Annotated in this window: 29 protein-coding genes; 10 read left to right on the plus strand and 19 right to left on the minus strand. The window is 39.0% G+C overall.

Going from position 1 to position 24,906, the window contains the following annotated elements:
• Window positions 1-16: 16 nt before the first annotated feature.
• From BUC20_RS06865 to BUC20_RS06875, 3 genes are all read right to left on the minus strand, one after another.
• On the minus strand, window positions 17-388 hold the full coding sequence (locus BUC20_RS06865; protein WP_073229031.1) for a hypothetical protein: 372 nt from the start codon (window positions 386-388) through the stop codon (window positions 17-19).
• A 459-nt stretch (window positions 389-847) separates the two neighbouring features.
• Window positions 848-1,330, minus strand: a complete 483-nt coding sequence (locus tag BUC20_RS06870) for a YMGG-like glycine zipper-containing protein (RefSeq protein ID WP_073229578.1) — start codon at window positions 1,328-1,330, stop codon at window positions 848-850.
• Between the two features lie 128 nt (window positions 1,331-1,458).
• On the minus strand, window positions 1,459-1,665 hold the full coding sequence (locus BUC20_RS06875; protein ID WP_073229034.1) for a hypothetical protein: 207 nt from the start codon (window positions 1,663-1,665) through the stop codon (window positions 1,459-1,461).
• Between the two features lie 175 nt (window positions 1,666-1,840).
• Here BUC20_RS06875 and BUC20_RS06880 point away from each other — a divergent pair, with 175 nt between their 5' ends.
• The 4 genes from BUC20_RS06880 (at window position 1,841) to BUC20_RS06895 (ending at window position 6,018) form a co-directional block, all read left to right on the plus strand.
• Window positions 1,841-2,047 carry a cold-shock protein gene (locus tag BUC20_RS06880; protein WP_062548063.1) on the plus strand — a complete coding sequence of 69 codons (207 nt, stop codon included), beginning with the start codon at window positions 1,841-1,843 and terminating at the stop codon, window positions 2,045-2,047.
• Window positions 2,048-2,133: 86 nt separating this feature from the next.
• Entirely contained in the window at window positions 2,134-2,979 is an 846-nt protein-coding gene (locus BUC20_RS06885; protein ID WP_073229037.1) for an SDR family oxidoreductase, read from the plus strand.
• Window positions 2,980-3,017: 38 nt separating this feature from the next.
• Window positions 3,018-4,415, plus strand: a complete 1,398-nt coding sequence (locus BUC20_RS06890; RefSeq protein ID WP_073229039.1) for an MBL fold metallo-hydrolase — start codon at window positions 3,018-3,020, stop codon at window positions 4,413-4,415.
• Between the two features lie 250 nt (window positions 4,416-4,665).
• The gene (locus BUC20_RS06895; RefSeq protein WP_073229042.1) at window positions 4,666-6,018 is read left to right on the plus strand and encodes an OmpA family protein; all 1,353 of its coding nucleotides are present in this window, start codon (window positions 4,666-4,668) and stop codon (window positions 6,016-6,018) included.
• A gap of 121 nt (window positions 6,019-6,139) precedes the next feature.
• On the opposite strand, the gene BUC20_RS06900 is transcribed toward BUC20_RS06895, so the two are convergent.
• From BUC20_RS06900 to BUC20_RS06940, 9 genes are all read right to left on the minus strand, one after another.
• Window positions 6,140-6,502 (minus strand): hypothetical protein, encoded by a 363-nt coding sequence (locus BUC20_RS06900; protein ID WP_073229045.1) that lies wholly within the window; start codon window positions 6,500-6,502, stop codon window positions 6,140-6,142.
• 82 nt (window positions 6,503-6,584) lie between these two features.
• The gene (locus BUC20_RS06905; RefSeq protein WP_073229048.1) at window positions 6,585-7,589 is read right to left on the minus strand and encodes a TerC/Alx family metal homeostasis membrane protein; all 1,005 of its coding nucleotides are present in this window, start codon (window positions 7,587-7,589) and stop codon (window positions 6,585-6,587) included.
• Window positions 7,590-7,634: 45 nt separating this feature from the next.
• Window positions 7,635-8,597 (minus strand): hypothetical protein, encoded by a 963-nt coding sequence (locus BUC20_RS06910; protein WP_073229050.1) that lies wholly within the window; start codon window positions 8,595-8,597, stop codon window positions 7,635-7,637.
• A gap of 9 nt (window positions 8,598-8,606) precedes the next feature.
• On the minus strand, window positions 8,607-9,704 hold the full coding sequence (locus BUC20_RS06915) for a toxic anion resistance protein (RefSeq protein WP_073229053.1): 1,098 nt from the start codon (window positions 9,702-9,704) through the stop codon (window positions 8,607-8,609).
• Between the two features lie 32 nt (window positions 9,705-9,736).
• Entirely contained in the window at window positions 9,737-10,351 is a 615-nt protein-coding gene (locus BUC20_RS06920; RefSeq protein ID WP_073229056.1) for a TerD family protein, read from the minus strand.
• Between the two features lie 6 nt (window positions 10,352-10,357).
• A complete protein-coding gene (locus tag BUC20_RS06925; RefSeq protein ID WP_073229058.1) occupies window positions 10,358-10,912 on the minus strand; it encodes a TerD family protein in 555 nt (184 codons plus the stop codon).
• 1 nt (window position 10,913) lies between these two features.
• The gene (locus BUC20_RS06930; RefSeq protein ID WP_073229060.1) at window positions 10,914-11,750 is read right to left on the minus strand and encodes a phosphoribosyltransferase family protein; all 837 of its coding nucleotides are present in this window, start codon (window positions 11,748-11,750) and stop codon (window positions 10,914-10,916) included.
• Window positions 11,747-12,442: an HAD family hydrolase gene (locus tag BUC20_RS06935; RefSeq protein WP_073229063.1), complete on the minus strand. Its 696-nt coding sequence runs from the start codon at window positions 12,440-12,442 to the stop codon at window positions 11,747-11,749. The genes BUC20_RS06930 and BUC20_RS06935 overlap by 4 nt, the downstream gene beginning before the upstream one ends.
• 129 nt (window positions 12,443-12,571) lie before the next feature.
• Window positions 12,572-13,138, minus strand: a complete 567-nt coding sequence (locus tag BUC20_RS06940; protein ID WP_073229066.1) for a helix-turn-helix domain-containing protein — start codon at window positions 13,136-13,138, stop codon at window positions 12,572-12,574.
• Window positions 13,139-13,328: 190 nt separating this feature from the next.
• On the opposite strand from BUC20_RS06940, the gene BUC20_RS06945 reads away from it, so the two are divergent.
• On the plus strand, window positions 13,329-14,555 hold the full coding sequence (locus BUC20_RS06945) for a multidrug effflux MFS transporter (RefSeq protein WP_073229068.1): 1,227 nt from the start codon (window positions 13,329-13,331) through the stop codon (window positions 14,553-14,555).
• Window positions 14,556-14,687: 132 nt separating this feature from the next.
• Here BUC20_RS06945 and BUC20_RS06950 read toward each other — a convergent pair whose 3' ends face one another.
• The 3 genes from BUC20_RS06950 to BUC20_RS06960 all read right to left on the minus strand — a co-directional run bounded on the left by BUC20_RS06950 (window position 14,688) and on the right by BUC20_RS06960 (window position 15,777).
• On the minus strand, window positions 14,688-15,020 hold the full coding sequence (locus tag BUC20_RS06950) for a hypothetical protein (RefSeq protein ID WP_073229071.1): 333 nt from the start codon (window positions 15,018-15,020) through the stop codon (window positions 14,688-14,690).
• A gap of 8 nt (window positions 15,021-15,028) precedes the next feature.
• Entirely contained in the window at window positions 15,029-15,418 is a 390-nt protein-coding gene (locus BUC20_RS06955; protein WP_073229074.1) for a hypothetical protein, read from the minus strand.
• 155 nt (window positions 15,419-15,573) lie between these two features.
• Window positions 15,574-15,777 carry an ORF6N domain-containing protein gene (locus BUC20_RS06960; protein ID WP_200800894.1) on the minus strand — a complete coding sequence of 68 codons (204 nt, stop codon included), beginning with the start codon at window positions 15,775-15,777 and terminating at the stop codon, window positions 15,574-15,576.
• Between BUC20_RS06960 and BUC20_RS06965 the strand changes: the two genes are divergently transcribed.
• Window positions 15,776-16,651 carry an alpha/beta fold hydrolase gene (locus BUC20_RS06965; RefSeq protein WP_159441063.1) on the plus strand — a complete coding sequence of 292 codons (876 nt, stop codon included), beginning with the start codon at window positions 15,776-15,778 and terminating at the stop codon, window positions 16,649-16,651. The two genes, BUC20_RS06960 and BUC20_RS06965, sit on opposite strands and share 2 nt — an antisense overlap.
• A gap of 141 nt (window positions 16,652-16,792) precedes the next feature.
• Here BUC20_RS06965 and BUC20_RS06970 read toward each other — a convergent pair whose 3' ends face one another.
• A complete protein-coding gene (locus BUC20_RS06970) occupies window positions 16,793-17,329 on the minus strand; it encodes a tetratricopeptide repeat protein (protein WP_073229079.1) in 537 nt (178 codons plus the stop codon).
• Window positions 17,330-17,401: 72 nt separating this feature from the next.
• A complete protein-coding gene (locus BUC20_RS06975) occupies window positions 17,402-17,719 on the minus strand; it encodes a hypothetical protein (RefSeq protein ID WP_073229082.1) in 318 nt (105 codons plus the stop codon).
• A 197-nt stretch (window positions 17,720-17,916) separates the two neighbouring features.
• Here BUC20_RS06975 and BUC20_RS06980 point away from each other — a divergent pair, with 197 nt between their 5' ends.
• Complete coding sequence (locus BUC20_RS06980; RefSeq protein WP_073229085.1) at window positions 17,917-18,516, plus strand: hypothetical protein; 600 nt, start codon at window positions 17,917-17,919, stop codon at window positions 18,514-18,516.
• Window positions 18,517-18,642: 126 nt separating this feature from the next.
• Here the strand turns inward: BUC20_RS06980 and BUC20_RS06985 are convergent, their stop codons facing one another.
• Together BUC20_RS06985 and BUC20_RS06990 are read right to left on the minus strand one after the other, a co-directional pair.
• Complete coding sequence (locus tag BUC20_RS06985; RefSeq protein WP_073229088.1) at window positions 18,643-19,674, minus strand: GNAT family N-acetyltransferase; 1,032 nt, start codon at window positions 19,672-19,674, stop codon at window positions 18,643-18,645.
• Between the two features lie 307 nt (window positions 19,675-19,981).
• Entirely contained in the window at window positions 19,982-21,268 is a 1,287-nt protein-coding gene (locus tag BUC20_RS06990) for a DUF6624 domain-containing protein (protein WP_073229090.1), read from the minus strand.
• Between the two features lie 96 nt (window positions 21,269-21,364).
• Here BUC20_RS06990 and BUC20_RS06995 point away from each other — a divergent pair, with 96 nt between their 5' ends.
• The 3 genes from BUC20_RS06995 (at window position 21,365) to BUC20_RS07005 (ending at window position 24,871) form a co-directional block, all read left to right on the plus strand.
• The gene (locus BUC20_RS06995) at window positions 21,365-22,549 is read left to right on the plus strand and encodes a hypothetical protein (protein ID WP_084528604.1); all 1,185 of its coding nucleotides are present in this window, start codon (window positions 21,365-21,367) and stop codon (window positions 22,547-22,549) included.
• A gap of 157 nt (window positions 22,550-22,706) precedes the next feature.
• The gene (locus BUC20_RS07000) at window positions 22,707-23,357 is read left to right on the plus strand and encodes a head GIN domain-containing protein (RefSeq protein ID WP_073229093.1); all 651 of its coding nucleotides are present in this window, start codon (window positions 22,707-22,709) and stop codon (window positions 23,355-23,357) included.
• 11 nt (window positions 23,358-23,368) lie between these two features.
• Entirely contained in the window at window positions 23,369-24,871 is a 1,503-nt protein-coding gene (locus BUC20_RS07005; protein WP_073229095.1) for a DUF4833 domain-containing protein, read from the plus strand.
• The last annotated feature ends 35 nt before the right edge of the window (window positions 24,872-24,906 follow it).

Here is a 24,906-nt window from a genome sequence, read left to right on the forward strand (position 1 = left end):
ATCAGTATAGATTAAACTATTTAATACTGATTTCGAATGTCCTTTTACGCGTTTCCCCCGCATTCCAGTCATTCAGTTCATTAGATACAATCCGGCCAAATGAATCGATCACTACCAGTCTGATCTTTTGTTGTTTTTTTGACAACACCTCAGTCTTCAGGTCAAAATCACCAGCATAGAAAAAAGAGATATCGTTACTTCCTTTATCAATCCCCACATTGAACTCCTTGGTATAAACCTGATAATTAACTTCACAATCATTGCACTCTACTCTCAAAAGACCTTCTCTCTTCAGAATCACATTGGATAAATTATCCAGCGAGGTGTCTTTTTTACAACTGAACAAAGACACCAAAAGAAACAACAATAATGTATATTGAATTCTCATTTTAGGTTGTGGTTACGATTGGATAAAGGAAAAAACCACGCCAATAAGAAAAAAGACAAACTTGGACAAGGGCATCCGGCTTAAAAACAAAGATTAGGGCCAATGAGGACCGCTTTTCCCTTATCATTTAATTTTCAGCTATTCCACAAATGATCTTTTCCGGGTAGTTTATTTACCCAAAACCTACCCCATTGTGGGCATTTTTCTACAATTTACAAAAATGGGAATTGGGGAATTCGATGGCCAAAATTGTGTTTTCAACCATTTATTTATTTCAGTTGACGGAATTGTCCGGCTACCGAACATTTTCTGATTGTTCCGTTCAAAATAAAGCACAGAAATCTATCAATTTGACAAAAGAAGGAAGAGAGATTTTTATGATTTCAAGAGAAAAGCCAGATAAAAAACCTGTATACAGGTTTTTTATCTGGCTTTTCAGAAAAACGGGTAATTTTATAATTAATTCTTCGGCTGTACTCTTCCTGATTTCCTATCCTGGGCTCTACCAATCACATAACCGGTACCAGCACCCACAACTCCACCGATAATTGCACCTCTACCATCTTTTTTGTCAATCAGAATACCTCCCAAAGCTCCTGCCCCGGCACCAATAACGGCACCTTTTGCAGCCTGGCTCCAGCCTTTTTTCTTTGCAGGTACGGCAGCTTCATTATGGGAAGAAGAACTATTGCTGGTTCTTGCCGATGCTGCTTCATTTCTTTCTGCAAGCAAAAGCGTTCTTTTTTCCTGTTTAGCTTTTTCTTCTTTCACGATTGCTACCCTTTCTTTTTCCCGGGCATCTGCTCTTTTAAAACTATCCAATTTCAGACTATCTTTTACGGCAACAATTGCTTGTTGTCTGATCATCGCTTCTTGCTTCGCATTATTTGAACATGCTGATAATATGATCGCCAATGCTGCTACTGAAAATATCTTTTTCATGGGAATTTGTTTTTTGGTGATGATTGACCATAACATTTATTGCGGTTTCTGAGCAATAGGTTTACGATCATTTCATAAAATATATATTTGTTTTACATGGGTATACTGTAAAAATGATGCCAAACTACTCATTTGTCCATCAAAGGAGTATAAGTAACTGGCCCTATTGCATTATGATTATCGTCTTCACCGTCTGGATTTCCAGAAATACGGTCATTGTCTGTATTCAAATGACTATAATAAGAGAAGCTTTCTGAGGACTGATCTGCATCCAGTCCGAGGTTGTCCGGCTCTTCATAAGTCCTCTTTTTAGGTCTTTTCATCTCTTTATCCATTTTATCAGTTTTAAATTTCTACAGGGAAGCTGATCTCTTTACCTTAACAATCTATCTCTAAATAGGTTTTAACAACATTAAATGCCTTTTATTTAAATTGTTTCAAGCCCTGTTTAAACATTTTGATATTAATATTCTATTCATTATTTTCACATCGAAATATATATATAATAATATGCGTACAACAGGAAAAGTTAAATGGTTTAATTCTGCAAAAGGATTTGGATTTATAACTCCAGAAGATGGAGGAAAAGATATTTTCGTACATTTTTCTGCGATTGCAGGAGATTCATTCAGAGAGTTGAATGAAGGAGACAGCGTAGAATTCGAATTGAATGAAGGAAAAAAAGGTCCTGAAGCGTCAAACGTAACAGTTCTTTAGTCTCAATTCAATTTATAAAAGAGGGGTATGTTTAGGCATTACCCCTTTTTTATTGCTTCGCCACCATTCCGGAAATACAAAATAAAATGCCAACAACTCCTCCTACCCCGATCACCACCATCAGCATCCTTGGCTGTGGCTGGTATGGCTTAGAGCTTGCCAAAAATCTAATCGCAGCGGGTTATACCATAAAAGGGTCCAGTACCACAACAGAGAAACTGCAAACACTTTCTGATGCAGGCATTCAACCTTACCTCATCGATTTTCAACAGGACCAGCAACATTACGATCCTGATTTTTTTGAGACAAACCTCTTACTGATCAGCATTCCTCCAAAAAGAAGCAGTCAGGAGCAACATACTTTCTGTCAAAAGATTGCGGGTATCGCCGCTATTGCAGAACAGCATTATGTAAAACAGGTCATATTTATCAGCTCCACAGCTGTGTATGGAGATCATAATATGGAAATCAACAGTTCCAGTCCTGCCTCCCCCGACACCCCATCCGGCAAAGCCATGCTGGAAGCAGAAAAGCTATTGAGCACCCAAAGAAGCTTTACAACCACCATCTTTCGTTTCAGCGGACTAATTGGCCCTGGCAGAAATCCCGGAAGGTTCTTTGCCGGAAAACAAAACATCCCCAACGGACAGGCCCCTGTTAATCTGGTACACCTTAAAGACTGTGTTGGCTTCAGCATGGCAGTCCTCAAAAACCAATCGTTCGGACATATATATAATGTATGTTCACCCGATCATCCCAGCAGACAGGAATTCTATGTTAAAGCCGCTCAGGTTTCCGGCCTTCCGCTTCCTGGCTTTATAGATGAACTACAGCAATGGAAGAGGATATCCAGTGAAAATCCTTCGGCTGATCTTAATTATCAATACCAGATCAGCAATTTTTCAACATGGATGGATGCGGATAAATTATAAAAAATGATAACTTGGCTCCAATAAGGAATACCACAACTATGAAATTGACCATTTGGGGAGCAGCAAGACAGGTAACAGGGAGTATGCATCTGCTGCAATTAGAAGATTATAATATATTGGTTGATTGTGGTCTCGATTATGAGAAAGACACCTATCAGGAAGAGAATCAATATTTTCCTTTTGATCCCTCCGATATTGACGTGGTTATCCTGACCCATGCACACATTGACCATTCCGGGAATTTACCCACTTTAATTAGAATGGGCTTTGAAGGACAAATCCTTTGCACTCCCCCAACAGCAGACCTTACGGAATTGCTCTTACTGGATTCTGTTCAGATTTTCCTCAGCAAGCAACACAAATCAAAATCGAAAGGCCGCCGTGGAAGAGGTTCTGGCACCGGCCCGCAGCCTTTATACCTTCAAAAGCACGTCATGGATACCGTAGAAAGGTTTGTGACCATCGGCTTTCATAGAGATTTTCGTTTAAACGGTAACGTTTCTTTAACATTCATCCCCGTTGGCCATTTGTTGGGAGCAGCAGCAGTAGTGTTGACCGTTCAGGACCAGGGCCGGGAAAAGAAAATTGCGTTTACAGGAGATATCGGAAGAAACAATTATCCGGTACTGGTAAATCCGGAACCTATCCCACAAGTAGATTACCTCGTTTCAGAATCCACTTATGGGGGCAAAATCCACAGCTCGGATGTCAGTCTGGAGCAAAAATTAGTAGAAACCATTAATGAATCCTGTGTTAAATTTCCCGGCCGGTTGATCATTCCGGCTTTTAGTATTGGCCGGACCCAGTCTTTGGTCTATGCCTTAAACCAGATTTTCAGTAAAGGCTTGCTCCCACCGGTTAAAATTTTCGTAGACAGTCCGATGGCAGAAATTGCAACGGACATTTACCGCAGACACCATGATCTGGTAAATGATGAGGCTAAAGAATTCTACAAACAGAAAGGTGATGAATTTGAATTTGAAGAGCTTTCCTATGTAAATGATAAAAAAGAAAGTTTATCCATTTCAAATTACCATGAACCCTGTATCATTATTTCTTCAGCCGGAATGCTCGAAGGCGGAAGAATACAGGACCACCTTTATTATAACATTCAGAACTACTATTGTACGATATTGTTTATTGGGTATTGTGCAAAAGGCACCTTAGGCAACCGTCTTTTACGCGGAGATCCAATCATCAGACTCAGAAACCGCGACCTTATGGTTTATGCAACCATCCAGCAAACAGATCTGTTGAGTGGACATGGTGATCACAACGACCTTGTCAATATGGTGAAACATCAGGACCCCGCACAATTAAAAAGAGTATTTCTCGTTCATGGAGAAGACAAGAGCACCCAAAGCTTGTCGGAAGCCCTCAGCGAAATTGGCTACCAGGTCAGCATTCCGGAAAAGGGAGAAGTCTTTGAGTTATAGTCTTCTTCCCCTCTTTTAACTTTCGATTTCTTTCTAAAAAAAGAGGAATTGTAGCAAATACTATACAAAAAAACACCGCATTTATCAAAAAGGATATATTTTATTAATATCCCGACAAAGACATTAACAAGCTGACTATAAGCTTATTTCAATTTATTTTCCATCAAAAATAGCTTTGGCAAGGTTATTACAAGGAGGTTAGCAGTTCAGCATAAAAACTGGATGCACATATATCTAATTGAAAAAGAAAATGAAATCTAACATTACAAAAGCCGCAATGGTAGTTGCCCTATTGGGAGTATCATCGCAATTATTCGCTCAAGATACAGCGCCTGAAACTACAGGACGCTTTGGAAAAAAAGAATTCCGTACCTGGTCAATCGGTGGACATGCAGGTGTGTTGAGTTCCAACACCATCTTTAATGGCCCGCAACGCGATTTCGAGGCTGCTAAAGAAAGCCTGGGTTATGGTGGTTACATCAAGAAACAAATCTTGCCTTCTTTAGGTTTACAACTTGACGTTTTAGCTGGTAAAGTTAAAGGCTTAAGAGCTTTTGATACTTTTGATGCTAATGACAGACCAGTTTACCATGCAAACACAAGCTTTGAAACAAGCTTAGAATGGTCGGCAGCCTTAAACGCTGTTTACAATGTAGCAAACATCAGCATTAACAGAGAAAATGCAGTTTTAATCCCTTACGTAAAAGCGGGTGTGGGTTATATGTCATCTGGTGCGAGAGTAACTGATGGTGCTATTACTGAGAGCAGAGGTTTCAAAGACGGATATTTTATCCCGGTAGGTGCTGGTTTTAAATTAGGTATCGCCAAAGGTATCAATTTAGACTTTGGTTATGATGTTAACTTTACTAAAACAGCTGAATTTGACGGTTATAACTCTGGTAATGGTAAATTCGATAAATTCTCTTACGGACACGCAGGTTTAGAATTTGCTTTGGGTAGCAAATCAAAACCACAGTTACAAAACTACAGCTCATTGGCTAACTTACGTAACCAAAGTGCAGAAGAAAGTGCTGACCTGAGAAGAGCTTTATCTACAGCAGAGCAAAATGCTAAAAGAGATAAAGAAGCAATGGAAGCTAAATATGCGCAGGAAATGGGTGATGATGATGGTGATGGTGTAGCTAACAAATTTGACAAATGCCCAGGTACTCCTTCTGGAACTATCGTTGACGGTGCAGGTTGTACATTAAAAGCAGCTCCAGCAATTATCAGAGAAAAAATCATCGTTACTGAAGCTGACAAAAAAGTAGTGAACGAAGCGATCAGAGATTTAGAATTTGATTTAGGAAAAGCGACTATCCGTGCTAAATCTTACCCTACATTAAACCGTGTTGCTGCGCTACTAGTAGAGAAAAACTTCAGCTTAAAATTAGCTGGACACACAGATAACACTGGTAAAATGGCTTTAAACTTACGCTTATCGAAAGACAGAGCTGAGGCAATCAAAGCTTATTTAGTATCACAAGGTGCAAATGCTTCACGTATCGAAGCTACAGGTTACGGACCTAACCAACCAATAGCAACTAACAAAACTGCTGCTGGTCGTCAGAAAAACCGTAGAGTTGAATTTAGTTTGTTCTAGTTTAATCAATTAATAATGAAAGGCCGGCAAGAAATTGCTGGCTTTTTTTATGCACTGAAATTCCGGATACCATAAAAACAGAGGAGCTTAATTCAGGAGGAAGTTGAGGAAGATTATGCTGTTATAAAGAATCAGGCTCCCGTTCCGGCAAATCAATTCCCTTTACTTCCATCGCAGTTCCTTCGCTCAGCAAAGAAACCGTCAACGGCATACTTTCTGAATCCACCTGATCAATGGCACTACATACACTGTATTCTTCGATTACATAGTTTGCTTTAAGACGGTACTCATTTGTAGCGAGCAACTGCAGGGTCGAATCGTCAAAGCTGACCGTTCTCACTTTTTCTCGGGAATGGTAGCCCTGAAGCATCAGTTCAATCTGCACAGCGCCAGCATTTAAGGTATCCAGGACCGCAGCAGAAGGATCATTTGACCATAAAGGTTTACTTTCAGGAGTGACAGGAAGAATAACAGAATGTTGCATAATAATCGTTTGTCTAAAGGTAAAAAAAAGACCCGAACAGTATTTCTGTTCAGGTCTTTTAAGGTGATAAAACCTTTAAAATCTATTTTGGTTCTTCTATTGCTTCCTTTTCTTTAGGAACGAAAATCAGTGAGGCAATTACCGACAGTATCAATACCCCTCCTACTATCGCCAGAGAAACCGGAGAAGAGATGTGATAAACTGGTGCAATCACCATTTTTACTCCGATAAACGACAGAATGATTGCCAAGCCATATTTCAGTAAGCTGAACATGTGAATGAAATTGGCCAGAAGGAAATATAAAGCCCTTAAACCCAATATGGCAAAAATGTTGGAAGTATATAAAATCAGCGGATCATCCGGAGCAATCGCGAAAATCGCAGGGATCGAATCAACGGCAAAAATTAAATCTGTGAACTCAATTACTGCTACTACAACCAATAATGGCGTAGCCAGCTTAATACCATTCTCTACAGTAAAGAACTTAGCACCATCAAACTCTTTACTTACTTTAAAGAATTTGTAAACCAGACGTGCACCTGCACTTTGGCTGAAATCTTTCTCTTCATCATCGTCATCACTTGCCACCCATGATTTGATCCCTGCATAAACCAGGAACAGACCGAAAATTGACAAAATCACATTGATCCTTACTACTTCACCAAAAATTGTCATTTCAGGAAGATAAGTCAGGTTAATCAGTCCTACACCGGCAAAAATGAAAATTGCGCGGAACACTAAGGCACCGATAATTCCCCAAAAAAGCACTTTATGGTGCAACTCTTTAGGCACCTTAAAGAATCCAAATACCAGGATAAACACAAAGAGGTTATCTACAGATAAGGCCTTTTCAATCCAGTAAGCCGATTGAAACTGTGTAAATTTCTCAAAACCGGAGGTTGCGTAAATTACACCACTGAAAGCCATGGATAGTGTGATCCATACAATAGACCATATTGCGGCCTCTTTACTGGTTACTGCATGCACCTTTTTATTAAAAACGCCCAAATCTAACAGCAACATCACGAGGATCAGCACTGCGAACCCGATCAGTACACCGGGATGATTAATTAAATTATTATCCATTTTTTACTTTATAGTTTTAATTTACTTGTATTTGCCTTAAAAATGCTAAAAAAGATCGGTTTTAAGCATTGCTTTTAAAATATTTGCCTGCACATCAAAGTTATTCAGATGGTCAAGGAAATTGATATCAGATATTTTCAGGTAGTTCTCTTCTAAAAGATCGATAATTTCTTTAGGAATATAGGATTTAAGTGCTGCTGCACTGCTCTCCAGCTTGTCGTTTTTATAGGAAAGCTCCTGAATGATCTTTTCCTTTTCGCTCAGGTTTGTAGACCAGTCTACCTCTTTCAACACATTCAGATCACAAAACAGGAACAGGTTCCTGCTTGGGAAGAAAAGAAAATGCCGGTCTACATCAATGAACTTATACACTTCAATGATCAATTGCCCGGATTTCAACCCATAGAAAAATTCCGTTTTGAAATCATACTTACACAGCAGGCCCATTAGTTTCTTCTGGATGCTGGCATTAACGTCAATATACATTTCCTTCGGATCATAATCAATCAGCTGACTCAACTGATCCGGACTGATGTTATAGAAGAAATCCTTGGCATACCTGGAACTAAAGGAATTGATGTTCCTTGAAAAGGGGAATTCGGTACTCAGCTCCGACAACACCTGGAATAACTTTCTTAAAGACAAATTGATCTTTAAAGCCTGTTTCTGTTTATCCAGGTTGAAATTCTTGTCGGTAAACACCGTATTGTTCATCCGCTCCATCAATTCCTCATTCAGATGAATTTCGTCATAGAGCAGACTTACATTCTTTTCATTGTTTTTCTTAATCTTTCTGAGCAGCTCAATCACGCTTGAGGTAAACTGAACATGAAAAAGCTCCAGTTTATCAATATCCAGATCTTCATTGTTCTCAAACAGCTGATGGATCACCTGACTGCGCAAGTATATTTTATAGACAGACTCCTCCTCAAAAAACACAGAGAGCAGCTGTAAGCGGCTGATCTCTGTGCGGGATTCCTTTAAAATATAAACACGACGTTCATCCATTGATTAATTTTAATTAACGCGGGTAACGTTTTTCTTCAGTTCTGTTTCCAGAGTTTTTAGTTCTCCATCCAGCACCCTTCTGCTTTGAGCACCTTCTTCATGAATTTTCTTCACCTCATTTAAGGTTTCGATCAATGAATTGGTGGTCATCTTCAAGGTTTCAAGAGACACTACTGTTTTCTCATTTTCTTTAGCTACATCGATACTGTTTTGTTTCAGCATTTCCGCATTCTTCTGTAAAATGGTATTCGTGGTATCCGAAATCTTTTTCTGCATTTCCACATTGGCTTTTTGCCTTTGCAGTGCTACAGCAATCGTCAGCTGATTTTTCCATACCGGAATGGTGGTGGATACAATTGACTGTGCTTTTTCGGCAATAGAAGTATTGTTGTTCTGAACCACACGGATCTGTGCCAGCGACTGCAACATGATAAAGCGGACAATTTTCATATCTGCCAGTCTCTTGTCCAGTCTGCTGATGTAATCCCTTAAATCAGCAATCTCATAATCCTGATAATCTGCAGGTCTGCCTTCCATCTCTGCCAGCTTTATGCCTAACTCGTTATATTTAAGCTGTCCGGAGATGATCAGTTCTTCCATTTGATGGATATACGTCACATTGCTATCAAACATCGTTTGAAGCGAGCTGTTGTCTTTAATCGAATTTAAACGTCCTGCTTTGATCTTATTGGTGATCTTGTCAATATTGTTCACCACTACATCGTACTTCTGGAAGAGTTTCTTCACGTCTACCACCAGGTTTTTCAGGAATGGGATTTTTGAAATAAAAGATTTAAAACCACCTTGTTCCAATTCAGAAACATCGATATAATTCAGTTCCGTCAGCAATTCGTTGATTAATCCTCCAACCTCACCACTGTTATAGGTCCGTACAGATGATAAAAAATCATTACTGTATTTCTCCATAGAGTTCTGTGCCTCTACACCGTAATTCAGGATAGAGTTCACATCCGAAGGTTCCAATGATTTACTAATCTCATTGTATTTCCTGGTTTCCTCAGGAGTAATGGTCGTCAGATCAACATTTCCGTCCTTATCCAGTTTTACAGGAGTAAGGTTTTGGGTATTACTTGGGTTTGTTTCCATAATTTAATAAAATGATCATCAACCTTTAGAGCTTATAAATAGCTTTGTGTTACGGTATTTACCGTTTCTTCTAATTTTTTATCTTTTGTAGGCTCTCCGATTGCGTTGAATTTCCATTCTCCGTTTTTCTTGTAGAATACACCCATTACCATAGATACATGGCCGGCAAAGTTCGAACCATTTGCAATGTCGTAAGTTGCAAACACTTCATTTACACGTTTAGGGGTTCCTTCGTAAATGCGGATCGAAGCAAATGGAATCGTTCCGAAATCATGCCCTCTGAAACTGTTTAATACGAAAGCCACATAGTTCACTGCAGGGTTCAGCTGAGCAAAATCCAAAGTGATCACCTCGTTATCCAGACCATCATCACCGCCCATATCACCAGTTAAATCATCACCACTGTGTCTTACTGCGCCATCTTTAGATTTCAAGCTGCCAAAATAAACCACATCCAGCAATTGTTTGCTTTCACTGAATAAGGCACAGCTTGCATCTAAATCCACTGCTTCTTTATTCTTACCAAAACCGAACATGCCTTTTTTCTCAATGGCACCCCAGTTGATTCCTACACAAATATTTTGAAGTTTACTTCCGTTGCTTTTTTCAAGACTGATACGTTGTCCTTTTTGAAGATTGATTGCCATAATTTCTTATTGATATTTGTTTAAATAATCTTGTAAACCACCTTTCATTCCCATTCCTACTGCTTCGAATTTCCATTTGTCTTCACGTTTGTAGATTCTTCCGAATTCCACAGCTGTTTCGATAGAGAAATCTTCTTCCAGTTCATACTTTAGGATCACCTCATTGGTGGAAGCATCAAAAATACGGATAAAAGAGTTTCTTACCTGTCCAAAATTCTGTCTTCTTGCTTCTGCATCATGAATCGTTACCACGATACAAATTTCGGCAACTTTTGAATCAACATTGGTCAGGTCTATTTTGATTTGCTCATCATCGCCATCGCCATCTCCGGTCAGGTTATCGCCAGAATGCTCTACCGCTCCGTCAGGTGATTTCAGGTTATTGTAAAATACAAGGTGTTGATCTGATACTAATTTCTTCTGATCATCTAATATAAAAATAGAGGCATCTAAATCGAATGCGGTTCCTGTAGAAGAGCTATTGGTATCCCATCCCAGACCGATTGAAAATTTAGGGGCATTAATGTTTTCTCTTTGCCCTTTTTGCAAGTTAATCGCCATATTAAATCAATTTATAATTGTTATTATGTATGTAATTCTTTAAATAATTTAAGTTTTCCGAATAGGATTCTATCGTATGGTAGCTGTTGCCCAAAGACAAATCGTACAGACTATTGATAAAATCTGTGCTTTGGCGCTCCAAAAAGATAGAGAAACTATTAAAATCGCAATTTAGGATATATTTAACAATCCGCGTATTAATACAGAAATTTCCTCCCTGAATGATTTCTTCCAGGTCAAATATGGATTTGATCTGATGGTAGTTCAGGTGATTTTCCACATTGGGATGAATGTCTTTGTTCATCAGCTCCGCAAAATAAAGCATGTGGATATCGTTTTTCAATCCGTATTCTTTCACCATTTTCAGGATCATGCGTTCATGACTGCCGGTTATTTTAATGTCATCCAGGAACAGTAAGGTCTTCCCCTCCAGAAAGTCCTTATCGATGTGAAAGGAATCATTTCCGATCAGCGTCATGCGGTCTTCTGCACTCAGCGCCCCATAATCTTCTTTATAAGTAATGGTCCGGTGTACCTTTGCTTCCTGCACGGCCAATCCCCCATGTTCTACCAGCCAGCGGTTCAGTTGCGAAACGAAATAGTTCTTCATCGCAAAAGTCGCCGTTGGAATAAAACAATACGGGCTGGAGATCACTACAATCTGTCCGGTAATGAAATTTTCTGTCAGGTAATACCTGATGAATCCATCCGCCAGGTCTTTACCAAAAGATTTGGCCACCTGTGCATCGCCGAACTTAAACCGGCTGTAATCATCAGGCTCAAAGCCAAAATGATCCGTGTTGTGGATTTTATGTAAGGAATAGGTGTATGGAATCATGAAAGTAAGTTTGAAATAGATAGATGGTTTGAATTGATGAGCAGGCTGTTGATGCCGATGGCTTCGGCCCCTCTGACATCTGCTATAGGATTATCTCCGATATGAATGATCTCTTTTAAGTCTATTTGTAAATGTTTTTTCCGGTCAATATGATCCAGCATCAGCTGAAAAAACTGAGGGTTTGGTTTGGACAGACGGAATTCATCCGAATACAACTGAAAATCTAACAGGCTATCCAAATTTAAATGTTTTAATACTTTTCTTAATGTTACTCCCTTAATGAATCCGGTATTGCTTAAAATACTTACCGTACTTAAACCAGATTCTTTCAATTGACTTAAAACGTCAATACATTCAGAACAATACAACAGGGGCATATGTTTTAACAATAATGCTTCCATTTCCAGATATAATCCTTCGAGATCAATATCCTGAAAGGCGGTAGAATAGTTGTTGATGATACTGATCACCATCAGGTACATCTCATCAGAATCGATATTCTTTCCTGTTTTTTCGTTCATGGCGTTCACCATCAGGTCTACATGCCTGAAAATCAGCGCAACTTCTTCTATTGTTTTTTTTGTTGAATTAAAATTGGCCTGAAAGTATTTTGTTCTTTCCGTTTTAAAGGCTGGATCTGACTTGATTAAAGTTAACCAAAGATCAAAGGAATAGTGTTTATAAAAAGGCATCTTAAGGGGATATTTTCCAGTCTGTATTTATTTAGCACCATAATGTTACAAATTTTGGGCTATAGTTCGAAATTAAATTTACCAATCTGAGAATAAACACAGGTTAGTATTTCTGATGATCAGCGGTGGTTATTTCAGCTTATCCAGTGGTTTTCTGTGGATTGGGCCGGCATTTTTATACTTGCTTGGGCTCAGGCCGGTGAGCGATTTAAATTGAGCAGATAAGTGGGCGCTGCTGCTATATCCCATCTTATAGGAAATTTCGTTCAGGTTCAGTTCTCCGTATTCCAGGAGCTCTTTTACCTTCTCTATTTTCTGCTGGATGATGAACTTTTCAATGGTAATTCCTTCCACATCAGAAAACAAACGGCTTAAATAAGCATAGTCTTTATCTAAACGATCTGCGATCAGCTGCATAAGGCTTTGGTGGATTTCGTTCAGGTCGGAATAGTGAACCAGTTCGATCACTTTATTCTTAATCTGCTCTACCAGCTGATCCTTCTCTTTATCAATCAGTTCAAAACCTAGAATCTGGAAGGACGAAGCGATGTCCTGAAGCTGATGTGCATCAGGCTCCGGTGATACCTCTACCTTTCCAAGGGAAATGTCTTTGACTTCAAAGTGAAGGTTCTCCAATTGCTGGCGAACGATCATCACGCAACGATCACAAACCATGTTTTTAACATATAACGTCATATTTCCAGGTATTCTTCAGTTAAAACTATTTATTTAATCTACAAAAATAATACCTTTTATTTCCCACCTACTTATATAATCCTGCGTAAAACTTACATAATTAGAAGAATGTTGGTTGGATGTTATCTTTTTTACTTTATAACCAGAATCGGCAACGGGAAAATTACAATTCCTATATTTGTCTTCTCAGATGACAAAGCAAAAATACTTCTTACTGATCCTTTTACTGGGATCATTAACAGCCCTTGGTCCTTTTTCTATAGACATGTACCTTCCGGGATTTCCGGCGATTGCGAAAGATCTCCATACAACAGTCCTTCGGGTATCCTTATCCTTGTCCAGCTTTTTTATTGGCATTTCTGCCGGACAATTGCTTTATGGCCCTTTATTAGACCGTTTTGGAAGAAAAAAGCCATTATATATTGGTCTGACTGCCTATATTCTTGCCTCAGCAGGATGTGTATTTGCCACAAGTCTGGATGCCCTGATTGTGCTTCGCTTTATGCAGGCCATCGGGAGTTGTGCCGCAGCGGTAGCTTCTATTGCAATGGTGAGGGATCTGTTTCCAGTCAATGAAAATGCGAAAGTTTTCGCCTTGCTGATGTTGGTGGTAGGTGTTTCGCCTATGGTTGCTCCTACAATTGGTGGTTATGTGACTGTAGCACTGGGATGGCATGCCGTATTTATTATCCTGATGGCCTTGGGTTTGCTCAACCTGATTGCCAGCTGGCTTTGGCTGCCGGATAGCTTTAAACCGGATACCAGCTTGTCGTTAAAACCGGTTCCCATTATCAAAAACTTCTTATCCGTACTCAAAGAACCTCAGTTTTACACTTATGCGTTTACAGGTGCACTGGCCTTTTCCGGGTTGTTTGCCTATATCTCAGGTTCCCCTTTGATTTTCATTGATATTTTCAAAGTTTCTGAAGAAGGTTACGGATGGATTTTCGCTTTACTATCTGTAGGATTAATTGGCTCCAGCCAGGTAAACACCCTGATGTTAAGAAAATATAAAAGCGAACAATTGATCATGGTTGCTTTAAGTACACAGGTGGTGATTGTCTTGTTTTTCCTGCTGGGAAGCATCAACAATTGGTTTGGACTGGTAGAAACGATTGTTTTGTTGTTTCTGTTTTTATGTTGCCTTGGCTTTACCAACCCCAATACTTCTGCGTTATCCCTTGCCCCTTTCAGCAGAAATGCAGGAAGTGCATCCGCATTGATGGGCGCAGTACAGATGGGATTGGGCGCACTGGCTTCGTTTGGGGTGAGTATGTTTGAGGTTAAATCGGCAGTGCCAATGGTGGCAATCATGACAGGATCAACGATCATTGCATTGTTAATCCTTGTAATTGGCAGAAAAAACATAAAAGTTCAGGTACAGGCAGATAAGGATAGTGGGATTGTGATTCATTAAATAAATATATTGAAAAACTAGTTGAAGTAATTTATCTGATTGACAATACCCAATCGGTCACTTACATCTGGAATTCAACGATTTTATCCGCATGGCCATTGATTTGCTTTCCTTTTTATCAAAAAAATGTCCTCAGCAAATTATATAATTACCATCATTAGTATTGTAGTCCCCAAAATCGGCAAGGTGGTTGACATACTTAATTATATCTTTTTCGATGAAAATGTCATATTCATATGGGAACAGATTCCTACAAGTTGGACATTTATCCAAGTCCGAGACACCATAAACTTTGACTTTATCAAGTCCAGGAATTCCAATATCTGCACCACCCCACATTACTTTCTCACCAATAAGATACTGATGTTGCCAGGTATCGGCAAACTTGAATTGTATATTAACCACGCATGTTGCATTGCAATACTTGCAATTGATGTTCATTTTCAAAATATTGTATGCTCCCATGTTAAATTCTACCAGCTCAATATTTCAGAGTTACCCAAATTTTTTCTAATATTTTCAAACGCTAAAGAATCGACCGGTCCAAATAATCCGCTACTTTTCATTTGACTTGGATCACTGGCATAACTTAGTTTATTAATATAAAAATATAGGTATTTTGAATGATCTACTTCAGTAGTATTTTTAAATAAACACCCCCGAACAAGAATTTTATCCTTATTATAAATAACCATATTGACACTCAAATTATCGAATACACCTTGATTCTTGTAATATATATTTCGATTATTTTGGATATCAACGTATGAGACTTCGTAATCATCGCCAATGTGATCAGTATCTGAACATCCAACAGTTAAAATTAAAAGAAAGAGAAATCCGGTTAAAAGTATATTCTTCATCTATTAAAAAATCAATTTTGATCATCAAAATCAATATAATCGCCGCCATTTTATCATTTGATTCTCCCACACTTACATAATTGTAAAAACACTTGTATCACGAGGCAGGACAGCATTAGTACGCCGTGCTCAGTAAAAGCATTAGGTAGTTTTCTTCAGCCTCCCCAACTTGATGTCGCATTTTGCGACTTCAAGTCTGGAAACTCATCCTCAGTCAAAGTAAACATAAAGTCTTCCGGGAAACGATCTTTATTACGTTTAACCTGCTCATTTAACCGACGGGTTTCTACACCATACGACTCGGCCAGATCTTCATCCAACATCACTTTCTGATCACGGATCATATAAATTTTGCTCATGACCACCTCATCGGGTATAGTAACATTCTTTAACGGGCTCATCGTACGAATATATACAGATATTGGTTTACGCTGGTTATTCTTTAAGAAAGTATTTTCTGCATCTTTATCCAACATTCAAGACGTAAATATGTATTTTAAATTCACTATACTATTTCTGCTGATATTTACAGCAGGCAGCACAACATTTGCTCAAAAAACCTCAATCAAGCCTATTGAACCAGATACCTCGACTTTGACAGATGCTAAGCGGAATCGATTGGTTCCAATTGCAATTTATGTTCCTGGTATCGAAACTCAGAAGAAACCCATTCCGGTAATTCTAAGCCCCGGATACCCGGGAAAAAATATACATTATAGATATATTGCTCAAAACCTTGCTGAAAAGGGATATTTGGTAGTAACCATCCAACACGATCTCCCCAGCGACTCCCCTATTCCAACAGGAGAGAATTTATACCAAAGAAGGTTACCATTTTGGGAAACAGGAGTAGCAAACATCCTTTTTGTTATTGAAAAACTAAAGAAGAAATACCCAAATGCAGAGTACAGGCATCTGGTGCTTATTGGCCATTCCAATGGAGGAGATATCTCTATGCTAATGACATCAAAGTATCCTGATATGGTGAGTAAAGTTATTTCATTAGATAACCGAAGGGCACCTTTTCCCCGAATAAAAAGCCCAAGGCTTTATTCTATCCGGTCAAAGGATCAGATCGCAGATCCGGGAGTAATCCCTTCAACAGCTGAAATTAAAAAATATGCGATGACCATTGTTAAGACGGAAACAAATCATGATGATATGGGTGGAGCCGCTACTAAGGCACAACTAGATGAGATTAATTCATTAATAGAAAGCTTTCTTCATAAATGAGATATCAGCAATTTCTATGGTGTCAACCATGACTGGATCAACGATCATTGCTTCATTAATGTACCAGGTAGAAAAAACATCAAGGCTCAATTACCGTCGGATAAGGATAGTGGGATTGTGATAAGACCTGAACTACATTGATCATATACCCACTTTTTCTAAATATAGCAAGGCATCTTCCCTGGTATAAATACTTTTCAGAGCACTTTCCCGGTTAGACAAATAATTCGATAAAAAAATCTTCGATAAAGCATCTTCGCAAATCAAATAATAAGCCTTACCAATTAGGAAATTAGCATCGTTTTTAAGAGATTTCATCCATTTCACATCAGGATCCATAAAGCCATGTTCTGTTAAATCATTGGACATATTTTGTATGCGTTTTAATAGTTCTATAGCATTCCTTTCTTTTTTAAGCATAATTAATACTCCAGCATAATCCCATAATACTAAAGGAGAATCAGGGTTTAATTTATATGCTTTTTTTGCATAAAACAATGCCATTTCATAATCCTTAAGTTCGTAGTGACATGAGCTTAATCTGGAATAAATCCAAAAATCTTCCTCTTCTTCTTTCAAAAGAATACCATTCAATAGTAAAACAGCCTCTTTATAGTTGCTATTATGATACTCTATATAAAATTTGCTAAGCAATTTCTTAACAGTTTCTTTCTCCATTTTTAATCAGATTTCGATTCGGTACACCTAAAGTCTTTAGAAGTCCACAAACCATCAACTTAAATCAGAATACTAAATACGCTTAGCTTTCTGAACGCTTATTTTATCTGCAATTTTACTTTCCGTTTCAGCTTGTATAACGTTTAATATAAGATTAGGATCAACATTAAAAATATATGCTAATCTGAGAATTTCAGATACTGTAAATTTCTCAGGGTCGGCTAATTTAACGGAATAGCGTTCCGAATTGATCCCTAACAATTTTATGATCTTCGTAGGGTATAATTCAGAAATATCATACATCTTTCTAATTTTATTTGTCTCAAACAATGCTCCTATTGATAAAAGATCCTTTTCAGGGTCGTTAATCATAAACTTCCAATCACCCATAATATAATATTTATGGCTAAAGTCGCTAATAGAAAACTATTCATACGCAAAAAAGAACTATTAGTATTTTTAAAAACACTAATAGTTTGTTTATATTTTACATAATTGTTATATTAGTATCTCAAAAAGATAATATCTATCTCTATAAACCAAAGTTATTAAATAGAATAGTAAAGTGTACTTATCAGTTTTCCATTATGAGCAACAAAGACCAACTCCGCTACAACCAACTCAGTAAACAACAAATTTCAAATCCTCATTTGTTTCTGGAATCTTTTTGCAGATTCGATACTGATATCGAATCCTTCCGAATTGAAACCCTTCATTTAATCCGATCTTCATGTTCTTCCAATAAATATGGAAATCCGGAAGATTACCATTATCATTACACCTGTCTTCTTAAACTTTTAGAAGCTGCTCATATATTCTATAGAAAAGGCAAGAAATTCTCTATTGCATCAAACCTTACGCTTTGTACTCCATGCACAGTAGATCTGTCCAAATATTACCATAACCTGATCACTACCCATTTCAGGAATCTTTCTCATGAGGAAATCAGAAACACCAATTGCTTCTTTAATGATTTCTTTAGTTATAAAACACTAAACGATTGGCGGCGAATGTTCAGTCGGATTGTGGAATATGCATATCGTACCCAGACTATTGATGACGTACTTGAAGATGGGACTGAGATGGTCATCATCAAAGAATATATTGAAAAACTGATTGAAGTGATTTATCTGATTGACAATACCCAATCGGTGATTTATATCCGGAATGCAACAACAGTAAACTAAGCTATGGGTATTGAGGATAACTGGTTACCGAAAGTCGACTCACAGGAATTCCATCCAGGGTAGATCATGAAACCTTCTGGTATATAAAAACACGCAAAAAAGAATAGAAATTCCTTTGCTAAAGCATTAGTTCAACAGCTCCCATTCCGACTTTAAAATGGCAAATTGATATTCATTGATCCATTTGCCATTTACAAACCGGTTTTCAATAAAATAGCCTTCCTTTCTAAAACCCAGATCTTTTAATAAGCTGATCATTTCCTTGTTTCCTGTGTTTATACACACAACAAGCCGGTTAATCTTTGTTTTTTTAAATAAAAGAGACAGCGTTTCTTTTATTTCCACTTGTTCGTTAGCAGAAGAGTTGATCCTGAGTTCTGCAATCCGGGCATCGTTCTGACTAAGTTTTAACTCCCAGTCTGCGCTTGCTTTTTGTTTTAGTTCATCCTGTAGTTGAAGGACAAATTCAGAACTGTCTTTAGTTTCCAGCGTACTATCGCCTGCAATTTCTACTTTGCGATCTAAGTTCAAAGAGCCCACATGCACGCTATTGGAGACTTCTCTGCCATCCTGTCTGGCAAAAGAGATATAGGCTTCCATGCGTTTGTTTATATGCGCCGGATCGATAAGAAGTACATCTTTACCCTCCACTCTTTTTGCCCCGATTAATTGGTAACAGGTCTCTTTTAAATCAGGAAAATAGATCACCAGCATCGCCCGGTCATTATGATACTGACTCATCGGAATGTCCGATATGTCCCAGTTAAAGGTGATTTTCTCTTCATTCTGGCTGATCGAAGCATTCACCACCACAGGCAGCGTTCCCATGCTCATCAATACTTTGCTGTAGTCCAGACTGATGTTTGGATATTCACCCTGCAGGGCATTCTTTTTATTGTAAGAAACGGCTTCATTGTATTCGTTTCTGTCCGTTCCGGCAACTGCAAGGCGGAATCCTGCACGGATCGCATAAATTGAAGGCTTGAGGATCTCGTTGACCACTGTCATCTTCTGGCAATTTGCTTTCCTTGCCGGAGTAAGTGGTTTTTCACTTCGGCCGATCATTCTGATGACATGTTTGCCCTTCAAGGTATAACCTACCAGGTTGCCGACTCTACCATGGAATCCGCCAAATAACCCATTTATTAATGTTCCCATTTTTAATTTATTTATTAAGTGATTGAATTGATTAAAAACAATTTACGAAATGTTTTTCACATCGTATTCATATGCGTTATCCTAAAATAAACGGTCATTTGATTTCGAAAACATGGTTAAAAGGTCTGTCAGACCAATCATGGACCTATCAACCTCCTTTTATTGGTTAAATGATGGTCAATTGGAGGATAACGGATATGGAACACATTTAAAACGGATCTAAACAAGATTTTTTGACTTAAATTCAATTGAATGGTCTCATTCGCAAACGGAGCGTTAATGATAGCAATTAACAATTGTGAATAAACTAATTTTGGTAGGGATTTGCCAAAAATAAATCTTTCCAGCGTGGTTCCTCCTGAAGCAGTTTAAATTCAGGCTGCTGAAGAAGTCGTTTATTTGACAGCGTATTTCGCTGTTTCAGGAGTCCTAAAAAATCTAAGGCTATGCTTTTATATTTAGGGTCTTCATCAGTTCTCGCGATTTTAGCAAAAAGTACTGCCGACTGATAATTTTGTTCATCATTCATCCCTCCTGCTATCGTTGAAGCGGTATTACCCGCATCATATGCCTTAGAAAACTGTCCTTCTCTGAACATTAACCATGCACTATCCAATAGTTTTTTCGTTCGCTTCAGATCTGAAATATCATTCGCTGCGCTAAGTTTTTTCGTCAGAGGTTTATAATCAAATCCATAGGTAAGCGCATAAATATATAAGGGCGGCAAGCCAAGCAATTTCCTTCTTTGATCTACCTCAGATTCTCCGGCAATCCGCCTGAAACCAGCAGCTTTCCCATTGCCGCTCCAGTTTACCTGGGTACCATAGCTTTGTTTATAGTTAAGATTGCATTTCACCCGATCGTACAGAAAAGCATAATTCTCCATAGTAAGTTGTCCTGAATGCTTAATCTGCTCCATCAGCCCCAATGCATATTGCTGAAAACTGACGTCATGATCAGCATGCTGTACCATCAGCCAGAGGTTATTTTGACCATCCCGGCCTATATCCGATAACTTCGGCCATCCGTATTCCTTTAATATCTTTTTTACTTCTTCCAGATTGTCCCTATCAGACTGATGGATCTGCTCATCAATAGTACGCTGCTCTTCTTTGTTTGTTGCCTGAATACGTGCGTATCTCAACCGCTGATCGTTTAAAGTCAGGAGATTAATCTTTTTTCGGAGCTGTGGATGCTTAAGCGATCCTTCATAATTACGTTCTCCTTCATAAGCCGCTTTGATCACCAAATCCCAATCTTTCCGGAATTTACTTCGCAGGTTTTCAAAATAAGGATCAGATGCTAACCAGTCGGCCTCCGTCCAACCCTTTTTTATTGAAATGTCCAGATAGTGAAATGCTTTCTCCTGTTGTCGAGCCAATGCATAAACACCCGCCGCTTTATAAGCGTTCAACTCATCAGGTTGTTCCAATTCAAATGCCCTTTCAAAATACAGAATCGCTTGTTTGTAGTCTTTCTGAAGATGGCATAAGCTTGCTCTGGCCACCAGTTCCTGATACTGAAGTCCCGGCTGTGCCTTTAAAAAAAGGCTACAACCCACCAATAGTACTATAAAAGCAAATCTCTTTTTCATTGTTCCGGCTTATTCAAATATACAGATAAGATTTTTTTACACTACCACGTAGGGGTAAACCTTCATTTCGTTGTCACACTTTAAAATAAGACAAAAATGAACATATTCTACAACACGAAAACGAAACCTTCTATTCCTTCTAACCGCTTTAAAACAGCTATTAAAGCATTCGGATTGGCCGGACTTTTAATAGCAGGCGGAAATAGTTTTGCCCAGGATGCCAAGCCTGGAAAGATCCATATTGGATTTGTATATCCACTCAGTACCAACGGAACACATGCTCCTTTAGATACCAACCGACTTTCTTTCCACCTTCTTGCTGGTGTCTCCTCAGTAGAAACAGGATTTTCCTTTGCAGGATTTTCTAATATCGTACGCAATGAAGCGAAGGGAATTCAATTTGCCGCATTCTCTAATCATATTGGTAAAAAAGCAGAAGGCGTACAAATCGGCGGTTTCGCAAATACCTATGGCGAAGGCCAGGGGGCTGCCTTTGCTGGATTCGGAAATATTTCCAGAGGAAATGTTAAAGGAGCTCAGTTTGCAGGATTCGGAAATATTGCAAAAGCAGTAGATGGCGCTCAGTTTGCAGGATTCTTCAACCAGGCGACTTCAGTTAAGGGTTCACAATTTGCGGGTTTCATGAACCATAGCAACAAAGATGTTTCCTGTTCTCAATTGGCCGGTTTCATCAATAAAGCCGAAAATGTGAACGGATCTCAGTTTGCAGGTTTCATCAACATCGCCAAAAAAGTAAAAGGAATCCAGGGTGCAGGCTTTATCAATATTGCAGACAGCAGCGACTACCCTATCGGCATCATTAACCTCATCAAAAAAGGAGAAAAAGGAATCAGTGTGACCACTGATGAAACCACGAGCACGATGCTATCTTTCAGATCTGGCGGAAAAGTATTGTACGGAATCATTGGTATCGGTTACAACTTCAAAAACAAAGATGAAGTCTATGCAATGGAAGCCGGTTTCGGTGCACATTGGTTCCAGGGTAAATCTTTCAGACTAAACACCGAATTAACGGGAATGTCAGTAGAAAGCTTTAAAGCCGGAGAATACTTCAAATCCTCTTTAAAAGTATTGCCTGCATTCAGAATCGGAAAACACTTCGAAGTCTTCGGAGGCCCTTCACTTAACTTCATCAGCACCAATACTGCTGAAGGCAGGGACTTACATACAAAGTTCATCCATACCTGGGGTAATAAATGGGGAAACAGTCTTCAGGCCTTATACATCGGTTATGGAGGTGGTATTCAGTTTATCCTTTAAAAATTCATTCAATGAATGGCTGTTCGCTTCTGCACAGAAAACGTACGGAAACGAACAGCAAAAAACCTAAAAAATACGCTTTAGAAAGCGGCAAATAACAAAAATCACTAAGGCATTTAATTTGGTTCAGACCATTACACACACAAAACATCAAACTATGAAAACAATCATTAGCGCCATGTTCATCGGTATCTTCCTGATGTCATGCTCAAAAGAAAAACTGACGGCAAATGGGGATAAAATCACTGAAACCAGAACCCCAGGAAACTTCAGCGGCGTAAACCTCAGCGGTTCAAAGAACATTCAGGTGACCTACGGAACTGACTATAAAGTGGATATCAAAGGTTCTTCCAACCTGATTCCCTATTTCAAAACGAAAATCATTGATGATAACCTTTACCTCTCTTATGATAAGGTGAGTGTACAACACGATGACCTGGAAGTTTTGGTCACCCTACCTCAGCTAAGAAATGCCTCCCTCAGTGGAAGCGGTAAAATCCAGGTTTCAGGTGCTTTTCCATTGATTGATAAATTGAAAACATCTGTTAGCGGTTCAGGGGAAGTCATTGCACAATCTGTTTTTGAGGTAAAAGAACTGTTAATGAACATTTCCGGTTCCGGAGCAATCAATCTGGAAAAAATCCTTGCACAGGAAGCTGATGTGGACATTTCAGGAAGTGGTGATGGTAAAATTAATGTTCGGGAAGAGCTAAAAGCCAGAATCAGCGGAAGTGGCACTCTTTACTATACCGGAAGCCCGGAAGTAGATTCAAAGATCAGCGGATCAGGGAAAGTCATTAAATTTTAACCCTTAGCGTCATGGCAACAATTACTTCCACCTGGCCAGACATCAGCTCCCTGTTCGGAGCAGCCAGAATCAATATATCAGATATTTACCATATCCAGGCAAAAGCGCCAAACATCGTGGCCTATGCCCTGCCGGCAGTCTTTTTACTCACTACCATTGAATTTGTCGTTTCCTATTTCGGGGAACACAAAACCTATGAAAGAAAAGAAACCATTGGTTCTTTGCTGGTTGGACTGGGAAATCTTGCCGTAAATATTGCCATGAAGGCTGTCCTTATATATGGAGCCATCTGGATTTATAATTTGTTGCCATGGCGAATGGAGATGAACTGGTGGACCTTAATCCCCTGCTTCATCCTGTATGATTGCTGTAGCTATTGGTCGCACCGCATCTCGCATTTCAACCGCTTTTTCTGGGCCACACATGTGGTACATCATTCTGCAGAACATTACAACCTGACAGTTGCGTTCAGACAAAGTTGGGTACAACACTTTAAAACGGTATTTTTTATTCCGGTAGCGATGATGGGTTTTCATCCGGTTATCTTCCTTGTGGCCAGTCAGCTGAGCACTTTATATCAATTCTGGGTGCATACTGAGGCGATCGGAAAATTGCACCCTTTTATAGAAAAGTATTTCGGCACCCCTTCCAATCACAGGGTTCATCATGGCAGTCAGGAGAAGTATCTGGATAAGAATTTTGGGGCGACTTTTATGATCTGGGATCAGATGTTCGGTACTTTTCAATACGAAGAAGAACAACCGATCTATGGCCTCACCACCCCTCTGGAGAACAAAACGAATCCTTTTGTCCTGAATTTCCATGAGTACCGGGACATGCTGGAAGATGTCCGCAGCAGTGATGGCATCCGCGAATGCTTGTTTTTCATCTTCGCCAGTCCGGGAAAGGTTTACAGACATAAACTACAACGTGATTCACAAAAAAACCTGGAAAAAGACAGGAACAATCATGCAAAAACAACAGCCATAGTATTGATGATTATGCTTTTATTAAATCAGGTGATCAGCGCTCAGCCAATTGTGGCAAATCCACCACTTCCCACCCCGACAGGCAAAAACCTGTTGTTCTTTCTGCAAAGGACTCCGGACACCAATACAGTGATCTATGAGCTCAACTTTAAAGATGACGGCACATTGGATCCGGAAGCCCCGGTTAAGGGCTCCTGGATCAGATATGAAGAGCAGGCACAGCTCAAAGAGCTGACTACAATAGAGAAAAATTTTGCCTATGGGGTAAAATGTAAAGCACTGGGTAATGACCAGTATGAGATCCGCCTGATGGCCTATAAAAAAATGCCATTGTATCTGCTTAAATCCGATCAGGACAACAAGTATCATATCTATATCAAAGATGAAGGCAAACACCTCCTGCTGAAAAGGGTTTTTGTAAAGGTAAACGGGGGGTCTTTCTGGTTTCCTAAAGTGACTTACATTGACCTGATTACTGCAAATTCAGAAAGTGGAAAAGAGATCTTAAAAAGAATTAATATTTAAAAGAACGGATCAGTATAGTAAAGGAAACCAATATA

This window comes from Pedobacter caeni (genome assembly GCF_900129215.1).
Classification (GTDB): Bacteria; Bacteroidota; Bacteroidia; order Sphingobacteriales; family Sphingobacteriaceae; genus Pedobacter; species Pedobacter caeni.